We start from the raw sequence: 20,360 nt of genomic DNA on the forward strand, positions 1-20,360 counted from the left end.
GATCCATGGATTTTTTTGTCACAGGAGCCACAGGTAAAGTAGGAAGCCGTTTTGTTCCCCGTTTGTTACAGTGGGGGCACCATGTTAAGGTGCTGGTTAGGGACGCCGCCAAGGCGGAATGGCTTGATCTGCAAGGGGCTGAAGTCGTAGAAGGCGATCTTTTACAACCGGACAGTTATCAGGAGGCACTCCGGGGTACGGATACGGTAGTTCACTTGGCAGCGCAGTTCCGCGGCGTAGACGAGAACACGACCAGAATAGCAAACATCGATGGCAGTGTATCTTTAGCTCGTGCTGCCTTAAAGGCGGAGGTGCCACGGTTTGTATTCTCCAGCACGAATAACGTATACGGATCTGGGGGGCCTTCGAGACCGAAGCATGAAGATGACGAACCCCGGCCTGCCTTTGCTTATCCGCAAACGAAAGTTGAAGCCGAAGCGGCGCTGCTAAAGCTTCATCGGGATAAGGGATTAGGTCTGCGCATCGTGCGGTTTCCATTTGTTTATGGCGAGCGCGATCCTCATATTGCGGAGGTTCTACCCCTCTTTTGCAACTGGAATCCGGCCAAACGAATCCATATGGCGCACCATGCCGATGTAAGCCAAGCCCTGATGCTAGCCGCCTCAACAGAAGGGATAGACGGGCGAATCTACAATGTTGCCGACGATGCGCCGATTTCCGCTGCGGAACTGCTTCAGCTTCATCATTACGAAACCTCGTCTGATGCGCAGCAACAGGAATTTGACCCATGGGATATGGTCGTCGATACAAAGCGGATCCGTGACGAATTGCATTATCGACCGATATATCCGTCGTTTTATACGGCAAGAGATGCAGGTGCCCTTTAACAAAAAAAAGGTAGCGCATGACGCTCAGCTAAGCCCCCATACTAAAAACCCGCTCTGTGAGCGGGTTTTTGCTTCCTCTATAGTCAGTTTACGATGATAGCTCTTCTTCATCGGCCGCATCAACAACCCCGTAACGCTCCAAAGCCTTCATCGAGGCCTCAAGCATTCTCCTTTGCAAATAATCCCCTTCGATGACCCGGACCCGCTTCCCAAGAAAACGGATTTTCGATAGCAAATATTCTTGTTCATCTCTAGGCAGCGAAACCCTGACCCGGTAGGTGTCGGTCGCGGGATCGTACCCCACCTTCTTTTCGAAGCTGGAGAAGGCATACAGAATGCGGGACAACTCTTCGTTATAATCACGGACAATTTCAATGTCGACTTCCGTTTTACGTGCATCGATGGTTCTTTCGATCCTCTTCAGAAGGGTTTCCGCCGTCGCCGGGTCCATAGATTCTGACGCGACAGCATGGATCTTCTTCAGCCGGGTGCTCATCAAGGCGTGATGCCGGATGTGATACCAGAGCAAATACCATTCCCGCTTGACCATGGAGTATTCCAGCTTGTAGGGAAACCCGGATTGATCGGTATACGCCCGTCCGCCTTTGACTTCGTAAGTTAGCCGGATGCCGGATTGGTTCATGATGAGGCGGCGCAAAGGCCGCAGGAGCGGGTGGTAGACCCGTTTCTCCATCGTACGGGCCTTCTCGATCAAGTGGCAGGAAATATCCATCACCGGATCCGGCTCGAGGATGGAACGCAGCTTGTTTAAGGTATCTTCCGTAAAAGCATCAGATGCGGCAGGGTGTTGAAGCATCGTCTTCAGCCATGCCCGTTCGTGCGAGGTGACCGTAAACGTACCCGAATCCTCCAGCCGGGAGATGATCTGGTGATTGAATATTTTCTCAAACAGATTCATAGTAAGACCGGATCTCCTTCCATTCGGCAATCATCTCCCGGCGAAGCGAAGCAGGCTCCAGAACCTCGCAGCTGGAACCGAAACTCCGCAGCCATGGCTTGATTTCGGTCGTCCCGTTTACCGTGATCTCGTAAATAAAGGCGTCTTCTTCTTCAACCACGATTTGTCCCCACTGGCCCTGAAGCATGACGCGCTCCTTCACAAAGTTCGGCTCCGAACTCCCCGGGTTATAGAATCGCGCACGCACCCTGACGGGCGGGCCGGTATCGATCAGCCAGCTGTACCGTATTTTCTCGGCGAGCTCGGTTATCTTTTCCTCGAACCAAACCCCATCAACGGATTCGTCTTCTTCAATTTGCGTGATTCCCTCCATGCGGTATTTCCGTATCCCCTCCCGGCCGTGGGAAAGCAGATACCATCTTCCATATTGATGATCATAAACGATTTTAAGCGGAAGCGTCTTATGGGTTTTGCCCTCGGTATCCCGTTCAAACCGCGGGTTGGTGTTTTTGGAGGAGTAGCTTTTTTCGGACTTTGGCGAGAAGTACAGAAACCGGACTTTCCGGCGGTGACGTATCGCGTGAAGCAGCGTGAACAGATGAGCTTCGTCCAAAATTCGCGAGTAATAGTGATATTTATATAAAAAGGGCTCCACCGCATGCGGCTCCAAGGGATGGCGCAGCAGATGTTTTTTGATTCCATCCCGGAGCAGGTAGCCTTGGACGGAAGGAACTTGCGTGTTGGCCATCACGTCCACAAAATCATACAAATCGATGAGTTCTTCGTCCGACAGGCCTCGAATCAAGTCGTTTTGGATGCGATACCGGTAGGGGCGGGGCCCCGGTTCTCTCTGGATGACGCCAACCTCCTCCAAATACTTGAGGTCCGACCGGATGGTCTTCTCGTCAGGCATAGGAAGATCGGAGGATAAGCTGCTGCAGCACATATCCAAGAGTTCCATCGCCGTCCAAGCCTGGTCGTTCATCGCAGCCAACAGAAGCGAGATTCTTTGCCCTTCGGACTCTTTTACGGATTTGGCGCGGAAGAGAAATAAGAGCAGGGGATCGGCGGATTCATAGTAATTATAGCGTAGGGTTTCGGACCATTCCTTGCTTTGTGCCTGCGGCAGGTGAGGGTGCAAGGAACTTGCGACCTCTTTAAGCCGCCGGATCGTTTTGTCAAAGGTGTGGACGGAAATACCAAGCCGTTCTGCGAACTGCTGCCGATTGAAGGCACCGCTGGTCAGCACCAACATACGCAGGAATTGAATTTCTTTGTCAAAGCTTTCTTTAGCCAAAAGAATCCTCCGTTCCGCGAAACATCTTCTTTCATTGTAGCAGGGGAGGGATTGGGGCGAAATGGAAACTTTCTACCGGGTCGTAATACTTTCGCCATGTTCGTTCCGACTCCAATAAGCGATGATAGTACCGGTACTACTCGGACGATCGTAACGAGGCGAGGATCTCCTTTCATCCCGCAGTGCTGGGCCTGTTAGGTTTCGGTATCCTGTACGATCGGCTCGAAAGATACCTCCATTTGGGGTTCGATTCCCCAATCGCCTAGGGCGCGATTCTGGTAGAACACTCGACGGTTCATCGAGCGAAAAGTTCAGATCAAAGACCCATGGAAAGGATCCCGGCGGCTAGTTTGAGCGCACCGCAGTGAGGCCATGTAATCCGTGGATACCGAGGAGCGGAACTCCGGTAATTTTGTTCGGATGGAAGAGGAAGAAGGTTGCTGAATGATGGGCCGCTTTTCTGAATCCAATATCCCTCAAAATTACGGACTGACCGCTTATCTTAAACGAGATTCCGCCAAAACTGCGGTGGGATCCTTTATCCAAAGGTCGAAATTTAAGGGGGTAACGAAAATGTTCAAACAAGTAACGATTCAAGCGGATCAACGCGGTTTGCTTTTTCATAAAGGAAGTTATGTGAGAAAGCTCAATCCGGGAACTTATCGGTATGCGGCGTGGTCGCCAAGCACCGTCGTCGTGCTGGATATCGCGAAGCCGTTCGTCGTGGAGGGGAAAGAGCTGCAGCTGTTTCTTCAAGATGAGGGCTTGGTGCGGGAGCTCGATATTGTACGGGTACTGGACCATGAATACGTGCTGCATTATGAGGACGGTCAATTCGTGCAGTTGCTGCTGCCAGGCACCTATGCCTATTGGAACCTCCTGAAGACCCATACGTTTTTGCACGCGGATATCCGTAACCCGGAGCTGCCCGCGGAGATCGACCGTTCGATCTTACCGAAACTGGCCGCTTATGTGCAAACTTACGAAATCGCCAGCTACGAGTCCGGATTCTTGTTCTTCGATCAAGTGTTGCAAAGGGAGTTGACTCCCGGAAGGTACTCTTTCTGGAAGGGGCCCGTGTCGGTGATGGTCAAATCGGTTGATAGCAGACAGCAGCAAATGGATCTCGTTGGCCAAGAAATCATGACGGAAGACAAGGTCACGCTGCGCTTGAACTTCGTCTGCCAATATAGGATCGTCAATCCTTTGCGAAGCTTGGAAATGAAATCGTTCGACGAGCAGATCCATGTCCAGCTCCAACTGATGCTTCGGGAATATGTCGGAACGCTTAAATTGGACGATCTTTTGAAGCGGAAAGAGGACGTTGCCTCGTTCGTCCTGTCCCGCTTGCGCGAGAAAGGGGAAGAGTTCGGGGTACTGTTCCTGAGTGCGGGGGTTAAGGATGTGATTTTGCCGGGCGAAATGAAAGAGATCCTGAACACCGTCCTGCTGGCGGAGAAGAAGGCTCAAGCGAACCTCATCACCCGCCGGGAAGAAACGGCCTCGACCCGGAGTTTGCTGAACACCGCCAAGCTGATGGATGAGAACCAGACGTTGTTCCGTCTGAAGGAGCTGGAATTCCTCGAGAAGATCTGCGAGAAGATCGGCTCCATCTCTTTAACGGGCGGCGGGGATCTGTTGGAACGGTTAAGCTCTCTCATTGGGGAGAAGAAGGCGGCAGGTAAATAAATGGGGCAAGGATTCTCAACCCATAGACTTTCCATTTCTTGGCCAATAAGGTATAATGAATTTAATAGCTACGAGGCGAAGCACGCCCTGACTTTATGTCGAAAGACGAGGAGTCGGGGCGTTTATTTTTCCCGGCTTTCTCATGCGCGTGTGAGACGGTTGATGATTTAAATCATGTTAATCAGGGATGGAAGAAACGGTAATGAACTGACTTTCCATAGCCTGCTGAATCTGATACTATTCATGATAGGGAGCTGAATGAAATGGACGAAACAAAGGAACTTTTATTAGCTATTAAACATGCCGTAGAGATTATAGATGCAAAGGTTACAGCAATGCAGGAGGAACAGAATTACATCAAGGGTGATGTGAAGGCCATCCAAGAGGAACAGAGCTACATCAAGGGTGATGTGAAGGCCATCCAAGAGGAACAGAGCTACATCAAGGGTGATGTGAAGGCCATCCAAGAGGAACAGAGCTACATCAAGGGTGATGTGAAGGCCATCCAGGAGGAACAGAGCTATATCAAGGGTGGTGTGAAGGTCATCCAAGAGGAACAAGGCTCTATTAAAGCGGAAGTCAGAGCGAATGCGGAAGGGATTAAGCTGCTTCATGAAAAGCTGGATAATATGCAAAAATATGGAAATAAGCTGGGCCGACATTTAAATGCGGTTGAAAGCGATCTGGACGATGTGATTTTGCGAGTTGAAGCATTGGAAGGACGTTCTTCCGCTGAATTCTAACCCATCGAAATAAGCTTGTATAGGATTAATATAATCGATACCGTCAGTTGCGTTTTTTAGACGCTTTTGACGGTATTTTGTTTTCATAAGGCAAATGGAAGGAAGGTTGCAAGACATATTACATTTCGTTCATCATATGATATAATCAACATATTATATATAGTGTTTATTTTATATTTTAGGAGGGATCAACTTGAAGAGCACAACCGCTCATGCCGACCGGGATTGGGCATCGTACGTCAATACGAATATCGGGACGTTGTCCTACAAAACATGGTCCACATCTCCAACCGTGCAGCTTCCTCACGGGATGATGGAGATCGATCCGGTTACTACGCCGGGCATCGGGGACAAGTATTTGGCGGACAAAAACTTCGGATTCTCCTTCGGCCCCGCCACGGTGACGGTTTCCGGCAACCCGTTCTCTGATCAAAGGGAGGCGCATGCCTCCACCTTCGATCATGATTTGGAGGAGACCCGGCCCTATAAGTACCGCGTCTTCCTGGAGGATCATGAGATCGATGCCGAGATGACGGCGGCGCAGCGCAGCGCTTATTTTCGTTTTCATTCCGCCGGTCCGGTCCATATCCTCGTTGATGGCGGCGATTCGACGCAATTTCACCGGAACGACGGCCGTGTGATCGAAGGAGAGCGCACTTCTAAAGGACATGTTTGTTATTTTAGCTTGGAAATGAGAGAGGTTGCCTCGTCGTTTGGCTCCATCGAAAACGGCCGCCCAATCTACTTGGCCTACGAGGCGCGGCAAGGGGAGGCAACGATCGAGTTGAAGGCGGGCATCTCCTACATCAGTCTGGAGCAAGCCCGTAAGAATCGGCAGCAAGAGCTGCCGGACTGGGATTTCGATGCGGCCGTCTCCCGGGCCCGCGAAGCCTGGAACCGCGCGCTTTCCGCGATCGAGGTGGAGGGCGGGACGGAGGAGGAACGGACGATTTTCTATACGGCGATGTACCGTACGCTGCAACGGATGCGGAATATTACGGAAGACGGCCAGTATTACAGCGGTTTTGACGGACGTGTTCACAAGGCGGAGGGGCGGGATTTCTATACCCACGACCAGCTTTGGGATACGTATCGCTGCGCCCGCCCGTTGCAGAGCCTTATCGAACCGCGCGTGTTTGAAGATATGGTGTACTCGTTGGTCCGAATGTACGAACAAGGCGGATTGCTCCCGAAATTTCCCCATCCGGGGGGAGATCATGCGGTGATGATCGGCCATCATGCCGCATCGCTTATCGCTGATGCCTGTGCGAAGGGATTGGACGATATCCAGGTAGAGACAGCCTATGAAGGCATGCTCAAGGATGCGACGGAAATGTCCCTGATTCCCTGGCGGACGGTGCCGGCTACGGAATTGGACCGGGTATACCACGAACGGGGCTGGTTTCCGGCGCTCCCCGTAAGGGAGGAGGCGAAGGTGGCGGACCCGGACGAGTGGAGAACAAAGCTCTGGGACCTCGTCATGGAGAAGATGCCCCATCAGATTACCTGGGTCCCCGAGGTTGGCGTAGACGAATGGGTGCCTGAAGTGGATCCCTGGCATCGCCGGCAATCGGTGTCTGTTACGCTGGAGAGAGCGTATGACGACTGGTGCGTCGCCCAAGTGGCCCGCAAGCTGGGGCGGGAGGCGGAAGCGGAGCGCTTCCTACAGCGCGCGGGCAACTACCGCCATCTGTTTCGCCCTGACCTGGGGCTGATGGCTCCCAAGACGGCGGACGGGGAATGGGTCGAGCCGTTTGACCCGAAGCTGTCCGGCGGATTTGCCGGGGAGGGGTATTTTGCCGAAGTGAATAGCTGGATCTACACTTTCCATGTGCAGCACGACGTCGAGGGATTAATCCGGCTGATGGGCGGGAGAGAGGCTTTCATCCAAAAGCTCGACGCCTTGTTTACGGAGCAGTACACGATGGAGAAACCGTGGTTTCTTGGACAATTCCCCGATATGTCGGGACTGATCGGGATGTATGCGCATGGCAACGAACCCAGCTTTCATATCCCGTACTTATACAACTATGCCGGAGCTCCCTGGAAAACGCAGCGGCGCGTACGCGATATCCAACACCTGATGTATAACGCCGGGCCGGCCGGCCTATGCGGAGACGATGATATCGGTTCGTTGTCGTCCTGGTACGTATTCAGCGCCATGGGCTTCTATCCGGTCTGCCCGGGGCGGCCCGTCTATGATATCGGCAGCCCGATCTTCGAGAAGACGACCCTCCGTACCGGGGAAGGCCGCACGTTTGTCATTGAAGCCCATCATGTCTCCAAGGCGAACAAGTACATCCAATCCGCCGCCCTGAACGGGCAGCCGCATTCGCGGCCATGGCTCACCCATCAGGAGCTAGTGAGCGGGGGACGGCTTGTACTGGAGATGGGGCCAAGGCCGAACAAAGCATGGGGAAGCTCTCCGGAGGACGCCCCGCCTTCGATGACTTCGCATTAGAGAACCTCTATTCTCCGCGCGGACGGGTAGGCTTATTTTCCGATTATGCATCAGAAAAGGGGCGGTTTCCGCCCCTTCAGGATTCAAAATCATATTTCATCAGTTCGGAAAGTTCCTGGCAGGAAGCTTTGAGAATCTCAATAAATATCGCCAGTTCCTCGTCGCTAACGCGCGAGATTAAGGTGGAAATACTGATCGCCGCAAGCACCTTCCCTTTGCCGTTGAAAATCGGCACCGCCGCACATTGAACCCCTTGCTCATTTTCTTGATGATCGATGGCGTAACCTTGCTGACGGATCTTCTCGATCTCCTTGCGCAACACGGCTTCATTCGTAATTGTGTTGGCGGTTTGCTGCTGATAAGGATAACCCTGCAACAGGCGTGTCATCTCATGCGGTTCTTGATAAGCCAACAGCACTTTGCCGATGGCGGTAGAGTGGAGGGGAAGTCTTCGGCCAATTCGGGAATACCGGATAATGGATTGTTCCCCGTCCACTTTATCGATATAAACCCCCTCTCGACCGTCCAAGATCCCCAGATGGACCGTTTGCCCCGTTTTTGCCGCCAAATCAACCAGATATTGGTGCGCCGCTTTCCGGATATCGATATTGCTAATGACTAAATTGCCTCGTTCCGCCAGCTTTAAGCCCAATCTATATTTTCCGTTCTCTTGATTTTGATCGATGTAGGCATATTCTTGCAGGGTCTTTAGCAACGAATGAACCGTACTCTTATGCAGCTCCATCCGCTCGCTAATTTCGGTGATTTTCAGTTCGGTGGTATGTTCATCAAATAAATCCAGGATCATTAGAGCCCGTTCTACCGATTGGATGATTGGCAAATGCAGCACCTCTTGTTTTATAGTGTAAAACTATTACATATTATATCAAAATATTCCGGGTCATGAAAAAGTGAATTCTGCGTTCCCCCTCCCAATAGGTTGCGCATTGTAACGGAATTGACAAAATGTATCCGTTTTCCCGATCAAAACGCCGTGCTATAATCAAACCAGAAAAACTAAATAGTAAAACGTAGTTTTATAATGTAAAACAAATGGATGTCGGCAAACACATCCAGAGGAGGTGGAGATCAAAACCAAGCGCCCCTGATACTTTATATGTGATTATTTTCACGTAACCTTTATAATGAAGCCACGAGGAGAGATGAGCATGTTAACGCCAAGAAAATTTTACTGGCCGGCTATTAATCTGGTCGGTCCCGGAAGCGTCAAGTTCGTCGGGGAGGAAATCACCAAGCTCAATTTGAAAAAAGCCCTTCTCGTAACGGATAAAGTCCTCAACGAGAACGGTGTCGTCAAGCAAATTACCGATGTGCTGGATCAAGAAGGCGTGATTTACAGCATTTTTGATGAAGTGAAGCCGAATCCCACCACGACCAACGTTCACGACGGTTTAGCCGTTTTTCAGAAGGAAGGGTGCGACTTTATCATTACGGTGGGCGGCGGTTCCCCGCAGGATACCGGTTCGGGGATAGGCATTCTGGCGACGAACGGCGGCCATATCGCCGATTACGAAGGCGTGGGGAAATCCCGGAATAAATCGGTTCCAATTGTAGCGATCAGCACCACGGCCGGTACGGCGGCGGAAGTCACCATCAATTATGTGATCACGGATGAAGCCCGCAAATTGAAAATGATTATGGTGGATCCCAACGCGCTGCCGGTTATCGCCGTCAACGACCCGGAGTTAATGATGAAGAAGCCGAAGGGGTTAACTGCGGCTACCGGTTTGGATGCCCTTACCCATGCGATTGAGGGATATACCGCGAAGGGCGCTTTTGAACTGACGGATGCCATTGCTTATAAATCGATTGAACTGATTGCCAAATATCTGGAGCAAGCGGTCGAGCAGGGTTCGGATATCGAAGCCCGCTCCGGTATGGGCTGGGGTTCCTTTATCGCCGGTCTGTGCTACTCCAATGCGGGATTGGGCATTGTCCACAGTATGGCTCATCAATTGGGCGGAGAGTACGATCTCCCGCACGGCGTTGCCAATGCGATGCTGCTCCCCTATGTAATGGAATTTAATATGGATGCCTGTCCCCATAAATTTGCGGATATTGCCCGGGCATTAGGCCGGGATACATCGGCTGCGGCAACCGTGGAAGAAGCGGCCAGGATGGCCGTCGATGAAGTCCGCCGCATTTCCAAAGCGGTGAATATCCCACCCCTTCGCGAATCGCCGTTCCGCGTGGAAGATGTAGAGAAGCTGGCCGAACAGGCGTTGAAGGATGCTTGTACGGGAGCCAATCCCAAGCCGGTTACGAAGGAAGATTTGATCGCGATCTACATGAAGGCGTATGAAGCCGGGGCAAGTGCCGAAGCGGCTCAATAACTAGGAGGGATTACGATGTCGATCCATTCGATTTTTGGTGATGAAAATAAAGCAATCTACGAGATACGAACCCATGCGGCGGGTCCCGAAGGTTCGCTGCCTTTGACTCCGGAGATGCTGCGGGAACGGCCGAGCGGCGATATTTTCGGCATGACGCTCGATGCCGGTATGGGCTGGGAGCCTTCCCGGCTGCTCGGTAAACAAGTCTTGATCCTTAGTACATTGGCGGGCATGCGTGACCCCGACGGAACCCCGATTGCACTTGGTTACCATACGGGCAACTTCGAATTGGGCATGCAAATCAGAGCCGCGGCGGAAGAAGTCAGCAAATTAGGCGGCGTTCCCTATGCCTCCTATGTAAGCGACCCGTGCGATGGCCGCTCGCAAGGGACCTCCGGAATGTTCGACTCGCTGCCTTATCGAAACGATGCGGCCACGGTCATGCGGCGGTTAATCCGCTCCCTTCCGACGGGACGTGCCGTGATCGGGGTAGCTACTTGCGATAAAGGCTTGCCGGCCACCATGATTGCACTCGCCTCGATGCATGATTTAGCCACTATTCTCATCCCGGGGGGCTCTACGCTTCCGGCTACCGTTGGGGAAGATGCGGGGAAGGTGCAGACCATCGGGGCGAGATTTGCAAACAACGAGCTTTCCCTGGAAGAGGCGGCAAGACTTGGCTGCGTAGCTTGTGCTTCCGCCGGAGGAGGGTGCCAATTCTTAGGGACGGCCGGCACTTCCCAGGTGGTCGTGGAAGCCTTGGGATTAGCGCTGCCTCACTCGGCTCTGGCGCCATCCGGAGAGCCTGTTTGGGAGGAGATCGCCAAGCAGTCGGCACGCGCCGTGTTGGAGTTGGAGAAGAAAGGCCTGACCACGAAAGATATCATTACGGATAAAGCCATTGAAAACGCGATGTTTGTGCATGCCGCATTCGGCGGATCCACCAACTTGTTGCTGCATATTCCTGCCGTGGCCCACGCGGCGGGCTGCAAGGTGCCTTCCGTCGATGATTGGGAGAGAATCAACAAACGAGTTCCTCGTCTGGTCAGCGTGTTGCCCAATGGACCGGTTAACCATCCTACGGTTCGAGCTTTTCTGGCCGGCGGCGTTCCCGAGGTCATGCTTCATCTCAGAAAATTGGGCCTGTTGCATGAAGATGTGCTTACCGTGACCGGGGAGACGTTGGGAGCTAATCTGGACTGGTGGGAGAAATCGGAACGGCGTGCGAAGTTTAGACAGCTGTTGAACGAACTGGACGGAGTTCATCCGGACGAAGTGATTATGAGCCCGGCTCAAGCGAAAGAACGGGGCTTAACTTCAACGGTGACGTTCCCCAAAGGGAACATCGCGCCGGAGGGTTCTGTCATCAAATCCACGTCCATCGATCCCGCTGTGGTTGATGAAGACGGCGTATATCGCCATACCGGGGTTGCCAAGGTCTTCATCTCGGAGAAGGAAGCGATCAAGGCGATCAAAACCGGGGGGATTCAAGCGGGCGACATCATGGTGGTCATGGGCGGAGGACCCTTGGGAACCGGAATGGAAGAAACCTATCAATTAACTTCGGCCTTGAAGCACCTCTCTTATGGCAAGCACGTGTCCTTGATTACGGATGCGCGTTTCTCCGGGGTATCCACGGGAGCCTGTATTGGCCATGTCGGACCGGAGGCTTTGGCTGGGGGGCCTATTGGCAAATTGCGGGACGGCGATCTGATTGAAATCATGGTGGATCGCAACAATCTGGTTGGATCCGTGAACTTCATCGGGACACAAGATCACCGATTGTCCCTTGAAGCCGCGACGAAGGTGTTGGAAGAACGCGAAATACACCCGGAGCTGAAACCGGAGTCCGGATTGCCGGATGACACGCGATTATGGGCAGCGCTTCAATATGTGAGCGGGGGGACGTGGCGCGGTTGCGTTTATGACGTCGACCGAATTATTGAAGTGTTAAATGCGGGCATGAAAGTCCTGACACAAGAAGGAGAGTAACGGTAACCCACCTAATCAGCTGGAGGTTTGATCATTATGCCATTATTTATTGTTGCACTCGGAATTATCGTGCTGCTCGTGTTAATTACGGGCTTCAAGCTAAATACGTTCGTCTCTCTGATCATTGTGTCCTTCTTGGTCGCATTAGCCCTTGGCATGCCGCTGAATACGATTGTTTCCTCGATTGAGGGCGGATTGGGCGGAACGCTTGGCCATATTGCCCTGATCTTTGGACTTGGCGCAATGCTTGGCAAACTGATTGCCGATGCAGGAGGCGCGCACCGAATTGCCATGACCCTGATCAACAAGTTCGGGGAGAAAAGAATTCAATGGGCCGTCGTCGCGGCTTCGTTTATCGTAGGGATCGCCTTATTCTTTGAAGTTGGCTTGGTCCTGTTGATTCCGATCGTGTTCACGATCTCGAAGCAATTGAAAGTACCGATCGTATATTTGGGGATTCCCATGGCGGCCGCTCTATTGGCCACACACGGTTTCTTGCCTCCGCATCCAGGCCCGACGGCGATTGCGGGCGAATATGGCGCCGACATTGGGATGGTATTGCTCTACGGCATTATCGTGGCGATTCCGGCGGTCATTCTCGCAGGTCCGGTCTATACGAAATTGGCGAAGCGAATCGTGCCCAGCGCGTTTGACAAAACCGGCAATATCGATTCCCTCGGCGAGCAGAAAACCTTCAAACTCGAAGAAACGCCGGGTTTTGGAATCAGTGTCTTAACTTCGATGTTTCCTGTAATCTTAATGGCTATAGCGACTATTATCGATATGGTCAAAACCTCTTCCGGGCTTGAGGACAATGCCTTCTTCTCCATCGTTGGTCTCGTAGGCAATGCTTCGACAGCCATGTTGATTTCCTTAGTTATTGCGATCTTTACCATGGGGATTTTCAGAAAAATTCCGATAAAAAATATTATGAGCTCTTGTGCGGTGTCGATCAGCCACATTGGCATGATGTTGTTGATCATTGGCGGCGGCGGTGCTTTCAAGCAAGTGCTCATTACTGGCGGTGTCGGGGATTATGTTGCGGAATTGTTCACGGGTTCCACGATGTCGCCGATCCTATTGGCGTGGATCGTAGCCGCTATTTTGCGGGTATCTCTCGGATCCGCAACGGTTGCGGCGTTATCGACAGCCGGTTTGGTGATTCCGTTGCTTGGCCAATATGATGTCAACCTGGCTCTGGTGGTCCTTGCTACCGGCGCAGGCAGTTCAATATGCTCTCATGTGAATGATGCCGGCTTTTGGATGATCAAAGAGTACTTTGGATTAAACATGAAGGAAACCTTCGGGACATGGACGGTTCTTTCGACGATTGTCTCTGTCGTGGGATTAGGGGCGATTCTATTATTAAGTTTAGTCGTATGATCGATCTGCAATGATACACATCGGCGCCCTTCACCAGCGATTGGGAAACGCCAAGGCGGTGGGGGCGGTCTTAAAAGAGAAGGAGAGCAAACCTATGAAAAAAGCACAGTTTTTAACGCCTGTGGTCACTGCTTTTGATGCTGAAGGCAATTTGGATCAACAGGCCAACAAAGAGATTTATGATCATTTAATTCGCGGAGGCGTAGACGGTTTGGTCGTGATGGGCAGCACCGGCGAATTTTTCTCTATGCCGGAAGCGCAAAAGAAGCAATTAATCGACCTTGTGGTGAGCCACGTGAATCATCGGACGAAGGTGTATATCGGAACCGCCTGCATGAACGTAGAAGATACGATTCATCTATCGAACTACGCCATGGATGCGGGAGCGGACGGGGTTATGATCGTCAGTCCGTATTATTTTACATTGTCGGATGACAGCATCGAATCTTATTTTGACCAAGTCGCGGAGGCGGTGAAGGGCGATATTTATTTGTACAATTTCCCTGCCAGAACGGCCCATGACCTGTCTCCGGAAGTTACGCTTCGTCTGTTAAGAAAGCATCGTCATATTAAAGGCTATAAAGATACCGTCACGGAAATGGCGCATACCCGAAAATTAATTCAAACGGTACAGCCCGAGTTCCCCGACTTTATCATTTACTCCGGATTTGACGAGAATTTTGCCCATAATGTGTTGAGTGGGGGGAATGGCTGTATCGGGGGTCTTTCCAATATTTATCCGGAAGTGTTCTCGGCATGGGCAAAGGCCGCCAATGCCCATGATTATCAACAAGTCGCCGCGATTCAAACGATCGTGGATAAGATGATGGAATTATACGATATTGGCACCCCCTTCATCCCCATTGTGAAACAAGCGATGATGCTCAAGGGGATCAAAATGCAGGGATTTTGCACTAAACCGTTTCTGCAGCCGGATTCGAAACAGACGGCGGCCATTCAAGCGCTATTGCAGGAAATCGATGCGCGGATAGCTCGTTCCGCCGCCCTCTGACAAGCGCGGCGATGAAGTTCCTTCCGCATGGAATTGACGCGGGATTTGGTGTGAAGCTAGGCAGCTGACGAGAGACTCTCGGTTCAGCTGCTTTTTTCGTCGTTCTATTTTCGTGCGGCCGGCACTTCCTGCAGATGTTCGAATTTTAAAAGCCGATGCGCGTTTTGTGAATGTAGTCCTCGCCCAGCTCTCCCTAAAATAGGGATGAAGCTCATTTTCCTTATCGAAGGAGGCTTGTGATGAAAGCGCTTCAAAATATGATGGCAAGGAGGAGATTTTGTTGAAGAGAAGAACAAAGCTGTTCCTGCAATCCCTAACGCTGTTGTGGATCGGCGTATCCTTGGTGTTGGCGAATGTTCCCGGTTCGTGGTCTGCGGCGGCCGCGGCACCGAATCCAGGCAAGCCTGCGCCGGGAGACAAGAGCGGGCTGGATGCTGAGGGCAGAATGGTGGCCCGCTTCGGCTCGCCTGTGATCGACGGCAATATCGACAAAGTCTGGAGCAAAGTGCAAGCGGTTACACCTCGATTCCCTTCGGATCAAGCGGAGGCTTCCGCCACTTTTAAAGCTTTGTGGGATGACCGCGCCTTGTATGTTTTGGTCGAAGTGAAGGATAAGCAACTCTCTGCCGAATCGGTAACTCCTTATATGCAGGATTCCTTAGAGATTTTCCTGGATGAGAATCATGACCAGACGCAGGAATATGGCCTCGACGATTTGCATTTCCGCGTCAATTACAAGAATGCCCCGTCTGTAGACAACGGGAAAGTCGAGCGGTTCTATACCGCTTCGAAACGGGTGAACGGCGGATATCTCATTGAGGCGAGAGTGGCCCTCGAATCCCCACCGGCGAACGGAAAAGTAATGGGCCTCGAATTGCAGATTAATGACGCAAAGGATGCGAATCGAATCGGGACCTTGAATCTGTTCGACGGAACGGGCAGCGCCTGGAACGATACGAGCAAATTCGGCGAAGTCGTGCTCACGGGCAAGACCAGAGGGGATGTCAGCGGGATCAATCCCTATGACCTTCTGAATCTGATCAAGCGCACGCTCAAGCTGGATTTCACGCGGTATCAAAACCCTGGCGTGGTCACGGATGCCCTGATGAAGGTTGTGACCGCCAACGTTCTGAATGACACCAAGGCCACGCAGTCCCAAGTCGATGAGCAATACGCGGCCATTCAGGCTGCAGTCAAGCAACTGGAGATGACGGAAGAGGCGGCGAACGAGAAATATTTCAAGGAAGTGCCGGACGCCTATCGAACCGAAAGTGCCAAGCCGGGGACCATCGAGAGCCTAACGTACAAGACCCCGAATTTAACCGGGGGGATGGATGAGAAGAAGCTGAATGTTTATCTTCCGTACGGTTACAACGCGTCCGATTCTACGAAGAAGTACAATGTGCTTTATCTGATGCATGGCGGCGGGGAGAATGAGAATCTCATCTTCGGCGGCCCCGGTCAGAGCAAGGAATTGAAGAAAATCATCGACCATATGATCGCTAACGGCGACATTGAACCGTTGATCGTGGTAACCCCTACCTTCTATGGCGGCAAAAATGATACGGCTCTCTTCCACGAGGAGCTCATCCAAACCATCGTGCCGTTGGTGGAAACCCAATATCACACCTATGCGAAATCCGCCAGCCTGAACGATTTGCAAGCCTCCCGGGCGCACCGGGCGTTCGGAGGGTTCTCCATGGGTTCGGTGACGACATGGTACACCTTCATCCACAACCTCGACTATTTCAAGTACTACCTGCCCTTAAGCGGGGACAGCTGGGTATTGGGGCAGGGAGGCGGAAGCAGCAAGCCGAAGGAAACGGCGGAATACCTGGCCAAAGTTGTTAAAGACGCCGGTTATAAACCGGAGGATTACTTTATTTTCAGCGCGACGGGCAGCCTGGATATCGCTTATCCGAATTTGAAGCTGCAGATCGATGCGATGAAGCAACTCACGGATACCTTCAGGTATTCGTCGGATCCAGCCAAGGGGAATTTCTACTTCATTGTGGGCGAGGGCGGCACGCACGCCTGGAACTGGGTCAACCAGTATATCTACGATATCCTGCCGGATCTCTTCCAATAGGATAACAGCGGGTTGGAATCTGAAACCGAGGCCTCTTGTCCTAGTGCGACAGGGGGCCTTATGCGTTTATCATCTATAATGGGGGATGTGAGATTGGCGGCATAAGAAGCGGGGGGCCTGAGGGTGAAGAAGAGGTTGATCGAGAGCATACGTTCCTTAAGTTACGGCAGACCGAAAAAGCTGGCTTTTAAGATTCCGCTTGCTTATTTTATGGTGATCTTGTTTACCGTGGGTTTCAGTTATATCGTGCTGAATCAGATGGCGGCCAATTCGGCCCAGAAGAAAATCAATGAGGCATCGCTGCAAACGGTGACGTCCATAAGGACAAACATCGATTTAATGATTGAGAACGTCAACAACTATTCGAAAATGATCTTCTCGGATCGCAATCTGCAGAACCTGCTGCGGCAGGGAGATGTATATGCGAACCTGCAAACTCAGTCGAAGGTCAGCTCCTATCTGTACAATCTGATGCAAGCGGTTCCGATTATCGACTCCGTGCACATTTATGACCAGGCCGGGCATCGCTTCACCGTGGCAACCCAGGAATTGCCGACGTACATGGAGGTGGATATCAAGGATGCCCCCTGGTATGACCAAGTGGTGAGCAACAAAGGGAAATATATTCTGCGGCTGGATCAGAGACGCCCGCCAGCGGAAGCGGCTGACGGCAATATCGTCTCTTTTATTCGGCTGATTCGCGACATCGACAACACGGCCCCGCTTGGGGTATTGGTCATAGATATCAAGGACGATGCGCTGGTTCAGGCGTATTCGAACCTGCAAAATGGAAGCTCCTTGCAAATCGCCATTCTGGACGAGAACAATCAGACCATCGTGGCGGATGCGACGGATGAGCAAGGCAATGCCGCTTTGCATGAACTGCTCGACACGAACAAGGCGATGCTGGCGGAACAATTTCAGCGGGCGGATGCAGGCTCGCTTTCCCTGAATCTGGGTTCCCGGAAATCCACCGTGACCTATCTGTCGGGCGGAGCTTATAACTGGAAGTTTGTGAGCATCTCGCCCCATAACTCCATGGAGTCGCGCAACCAATCGCTGGTCGTGTTGACGCTGGTCTTGCTGATTATTAACGGCATCATCTTCTTTGTCAGCTCCTTCGTCATTTCGCGCAGCATCATTAAACCGATTCAGAAGCTGCTTCGAGCCATGAATAAAGCCCCCAGCGGCAATTTCATGAAGGTCACTACGGAGCCGAACAGCTTCGAGCTGGAACAGTTGTATAACGGATACAATCGGATGATTGAGCAGATCGATCAGCTGCTGAAGCGCGTGATTGAAGAGCAGAAGACGATCCGCAAAGCGGAGTTGAATGCGCTTCAATCGCAAATCAAACCGCATTTCCTATATAACACGCTGGACTCGATCACGTCGCTTGCGCTCTCAGGGGATCAGGCGCAGGTCTGTGATTTAATTGAGGCGCTGGGAAGCTACTACCGGTTAAGTGTGAGCAAAGGGCAAGATGTCATCACCGTTGGGGAAGAAATCGAGATCGTACGAAATTACTTGAAAATCCAGCGCGTGCGATACCCGGACGTCTTTGAGGCCCGGATCGAGGTGGAGGACGATTGCGCCCAAGCTCCGATCCCGAAGCTGGTGATTCAGCCGCTGGTAGAGAATTCGCTTTACCATGGGATTCGACCTAAAGGGACGAAGGGGATCATACGGATCACCGCCAAGCAAGTGGACGGTTCGGTGATCCTCTCGATTTCCGATGACGGCATCGGCATGTCGCGGGAGGAGATCGAGCAGATCCTGTTTACGGAAAGGCAAGGTCAAATCAAGAGCTTTGGCTTATGGGGGACGATGGAGCGTTTGCGTATTTTCTATGAAGACAAGGACGTCTTCCACATCGAAAGTGAACCGGGCGCAGGGACCACGATAACGCTAATTCTACCGAATGGAGTCGATTCGCCATGGAAAAGTTGAAGGTTCTGATCGTTGACGATGAACATTTGATTCGGAATTTGATTCGCATGCGCATGGACTGGGAACAGGAAGGCTTCGAGATCGTTGGGGAAGCTCCGAATGCTCAGCAGGCGATGGAGCTGGTGGAGCAGCAGAAACCGGATATCCTCCTCACCGACATCTACATGCCGAACATCGACGGGATTGAGCTTAGCCGAAGAGTATTGGAGAAGCACCCGCAGATGAAAATCGTCGTCATAAGCGGCCATGATGAGTTTGAGTATGCACAGCAGAGCATCCAGATCGGAGTGTTCGATTTCCTGCTCAAACCGATCCGGGCGGCGGATCTGCTGCAGGTCGCTCGCAAGCTGAAACGGAAGATCGAGGAGGAACGATTCCGGGAGGGGGAGCTGGCGAGATTGAAGGAAGAGTTGGCGCGGAACCTTCCGTATCTCCGGGAGAAGTTCTTGCTGCAGTGGTTGCATGGGACGCTGACCCGGGAGGAAATCCGGGAGCAAGCGGAGTATTACCAGTTGCCCGCCTTCCGGCAGGAAACCCCTTATCAAATCGCTGTGGTCGAAATTACGCCTCTAGCGGAGAAACACACCGAGGAGCAGTTAATTCTGCTTGGGATGGCGTGCAAGCGGAAGATCGAGCGGTTCTTTCAGGGGGACGCCTTCGTCACCATGCTGTCGGACACCCGGAACCAGTTTGTCCTGATTTCTTTTCGTCCAGAGGGGGAGCTGGTCGGGGTCTGCGAAGCCTTGATCAACCGATTGATGGATGCTCCGAAGGGGCTGGTCACCATCGGAGTCGGGCGGAAGCGCCATAGCCTGGAGGAGGGACATCTGGGATATCAGGAAGCCTGCAGCGCGATTCGTTATAAAGCGTTTGTCGGAAACAACCAGGTGATTTGCTATGAAGATATGGTGGATAGCCGAGAGGAGACGTACCGCTCCAACTCGGAGCTGCTGCGGCAACTGCAATTTTACATCAGCGTGGGTTCTTCAGCTCGAGCCGCGGAGATGTTGGGGCAAATCTTCGACGTCTCCTTCTCCAGCGTATCCCAGTTTCGTATGGCGGCGATGGACGTCATTCATCAAGGTCAGAGCGCCGCAATCGAGCAGTTGGGAGACGAACAGGGGCTGGACAAAGAAATGCTGGTGTCGGTGATAACCGCCGATAATTTGCCGGAGCTGGTTCAGACCTTGAGGGCCTACATCCTAACGGTTACCGAGGCCATTTATGCAAAGCGGCAAGCGAATGAAGGGAACCTGATCCATCAGGTGCAAGCGTATCTGGAACAGAACCTGGGGGATCCGGCGGTTGGATTAGCCAGCACGGCTGCGGCCTTCTTCGTCAGCCCGGGCCATCTGGGACGGCTGATGAAGAGGGAGACGGGCCAGACTTTCGTCGAGTACTTGACCAGCCTGCGGATGAAGAAAGCGGAATACCTCTTGAAAACCACGGATTTAAAGGGATATGAGATCGGGGAGCGGGTAGGCATTACAGATCCGCATTATTTCAGTATTCTCTTCAAGAAGGCGATCGGTCGGCCCATGAACGAGTACCGAAACGCAAAATGACGAATGAGGAATGCTTGAATTTTAAAAGGGGATGCAGGTTTTTTGAATGGAGGTCCTG

Annotated in this window: 14 protein-coding genes; 11 read left to right on the top strand and 3 right to left on the bottom strand. The window is 52.2% G+C overall.

All coding sequences use genetic code 11. The features are described 5' to 3' along the window. Positions 1 to 5: 5 nt before the first annotated feature. Complete coding sequence (locus BN3795_RS09915; protein ID WP_068784537.1) at positions 6 to 848, top strand: NAD-dependent epimerase/dehydratase family protein; 843 nt, start codon at positions 6 to 8, stop codon at positions 846 to 848. Positions 849 to 936: 88 nt separating this feature from the next. Here BN3795_RS09915 and BN3795_RS09920 read toward each other — a convergent pair whose 3' ends face one another. Continuing rightward, the gene (locus tag BN3795_RS09920) at positions 937 to 1,767 is read right to left on the bottom strand and encodes a WYL domain-containing protein (protein WP_068784538.1); all 831 of its coding nucleotides are present in this window, start codon (positions 1,765 to 1,767) and stop codon (positions 937 to 939) included. Beyond that, positions 1,754 to 3,064 (bottom strand): helix-turn-helix transcriptional regulator, encoded by a 1,311-nt coding sequence (locus BN3795_RS09925; protein ID WP_068784539.1) that lies wholly within the window; start codon positions 3,062 to 3,064, stop codon positions 1,754 to 1,756. Before BN3795_RS09925 ends, BN3795_RS09920 begins: the two co-directional genes overlap by 14 nt. Positions 3,065 to 3,637: 573 nt before the next feature. Between BN3795_RS09925 and BN3795_RS09930 the strand changes: the two genes are divergently transcribed. The 3 genes from BN3795_RS09930 to BN3795_RS09940 all read left to right on the top strand — a co-directional run bounded on the left by BN3795_RS09930 (position 3,638) and on the right by BN3795_RS09940 (position 7,957). Further along, on the top strand, positions 3,638 to 4,753 hold the full coding sequence (locus BN3795_RS09930; protein WP_068784602.1) for a slipin family protein: 1,116 nt from the start codon (positions 3,638 to 3,640) through the stop codon (positions 4,751 to 4,753). A gap of 263 nt (positions 4,754 to 5,016) precedes the next feature. After that, positions 5,017 to 5,496, top strand: coding sequence for a hypothetical protein (locus BN3795_RS09935; RefSeq protein WP_068784540.1), 480 nt, complete (start codon positions 5,017 to 5,019; stop codon positions 5,494 to 5,496). Between the two features lie 193 nt (positions 5,497 to 5,689). After that, positions 5,690 to 7,957 (top strand): GH92 family glycosyl hydrolase, encoded by a 2,268-nt coding sequence (locus BN3795_RS09940; RefSeq protein WP_068784541.1) that lies wholly within the window; start codon positions 5,690 to 5,692, stop codon positions 7,955 to 7,957. 76 nt (positions 7,958 to 8,033) lie between these two features. On the opposite strand, the gene BN3795_RS09945 is transcribed toward BN3795_RS09940, so the two are convergent. Further along, positions 8,034 to 8,798, bottom strand: a complete 765-nt coding sequence (locus BN3795_RS09945; RefSeq protein WP_068784542.1) for an IclR family transcriptional regulator — start codon at positions 8,796 to 8,798, stop codon at positions 8,034 to 8,036. A 328-nt stretch (positions 8,799 to 9,126) separates the two neighbouring features. On the opposite strand from BN3795_RS09945, the gene BN3795_RS09950 reads away from it, so the two are divergent. From BN3795_RS09950 to BN3795_RS09980, 7 genes are all read left to right on the top strand, one after another. Further along, the gene (locus BN3795_RS09950; protein ID WP_068784543.1) at positions 9,127 to 10,311 is read left to right on the top strand and encodes an iron-containing alcohol dehydrogenase; all 1,185 of its coding nucleotides are present in this window, start codon (positions 9,127 to 9,129) and stop codon (positions 10,309 to 10,311) included. A gap of 15 nt (positions 10,312 to 10,326) precedes the next feature. Beyond that, entirely contained in the window at positions 10,327 to 12,303 is a 1,977-nt protein-coding gene (locus BN3795_RS09955) for a YjhG/YagF family D-xylonate dehydratase (RefSeq protein ID WP_068784544.1), read from the top strand. 36 nt (positions 12,304 to 12,339) lie between these two features. Next, a complete protein-coding gene (locus tag BN3795_RS09960; RefSeq protein WP_068784545.1) occupies positions 12,340 to 13,686 on the top strand; it encodes a GntP family permease in 1,347 nt (448 codons plus the stop codon). 94 nt (positions 13,687 to 13,780) lie between these two features. Beyond that, a complete protein-coding gene (locus BN3795_RS09965; protein WP_068784546.1) occupies positions 13,781 to 14,698 on the top strand; it encodes a dihydrodipicolinate synthase family protein in 918 nt (305 codons plus the stop codon). A 280-nt stretch (positions 14,699 to 14,978) separates the two neighbouring features. Next, entirely contained in the window at positions 14,979 to 16,787 is a 1,809-nt protein-coding gene (locus tag BN3795_RS09970) for a sugar-binding protein (protein ID WP_068784547.1), read from the top strand. Positions 16,788 to 16,910: 123 nt separating this feature from the next. Then, positions 16,911 to 18,737: a cache domain-containing sensor histidine kinase gene (locus BN3795_RS09975; RefSeq protein WP_068784548.1), complete on the top strand. Its 1,827-nt coding sequence runs from the start codon at positions 16,911 to 16,913 to the stop codon at positions 18,735 to 18,737. Further along, positions 18,725 to 20,302 (top strand): response regulator, encoded by a 1,578-nt coding sequence (locus tag BN3795_RS09980; RefSeq protein ID WP_068784549.1) that lies wholly within the window; start codon positions 18,725 to 18,727, stop codon positions 20,300 to 20,302. Before BN3795_RS09975 ends, BN3795_RS09980 begins: the two co-directional genes overlap by 13 nt. The last annotated feature ends 58 nt before the right edge of the window (positions 20,303 to 20,360 follow it).

It is taken from the genome of Paenibacillus phocaeensis, from assembly GCF_900021165.1.
Taxonomy (GTDB): Bacteria; Bacillota; Bacilli; order Paenibacillales; family Paenibacillaceae; genus Fontibacillus; species Fontibacillus phocaensis.

Bases quoted from the DNA above. Each gene is read 5' to 3' on its own strand.
- BN3795_RS09955 (WP_068784544.1), top strand. From the start codon at position 10,327: ATGTCGATCCATTCGATTTTTGGTGATGAAAATAAAGCAATCTACGAG.
- BN3795_RS09930 (WP_068784602.1), top strand. From the start codon at position 3,638: ATGTTCAAACAAGTAACGATTCAAGCGGATCAACGCGGTTTGCTTTTT.
- BN3795_RS09960 (WP_068784545.1), top strand. From the start codon at position 12,340: ATGCCATTATTTATTGTTGCACTCGGAATTATCGTGCTGCTCGTGTTA.
- BN3795_RS09950 (WP_068784543.1), top strand. From the start codon at position 9,127: ATGTTAACGCCAAGAAAATTTTACTGGCCGGCTATTAATCTGGTCGGT.
- BN3795_RS09965 (WP_068784546.1), top strand. From the start codon at position 13,781: ATGAAAAAAGCACAGTTTTTAACGCCTGTGGTCACTGCTTTTGATGCT.
- BN3795_RS09915 (WP_068784537.1), top strand. From the start codon at position 6: ATGGATTTTTTTGTCACAGGAGCCACAGGTAAAGTAGGAAGCCGTTTT.
- BN3795_RS09920 (WP_068784538.1), bottom strand. From the start codon at position 1,767: ATGAATCTGTTTGAGAAAATATTCAATCACCAGATCATCTCCCGGCTG.
- BN3795_RS09935 (WP_068784540.1), top strand. From the start codon at position 5,017: ATGGACGAAACAAAGGAACTTTTATTAGCTATTAAACATGCCGTAGAG.
- BN3795_RS09980 (WP_068784549.1), top strand. From the start codon at position 18,725: ATGGAAAAGTTGAAGGTTCTGATCGTTGACGATGAACATTTGATTCGG.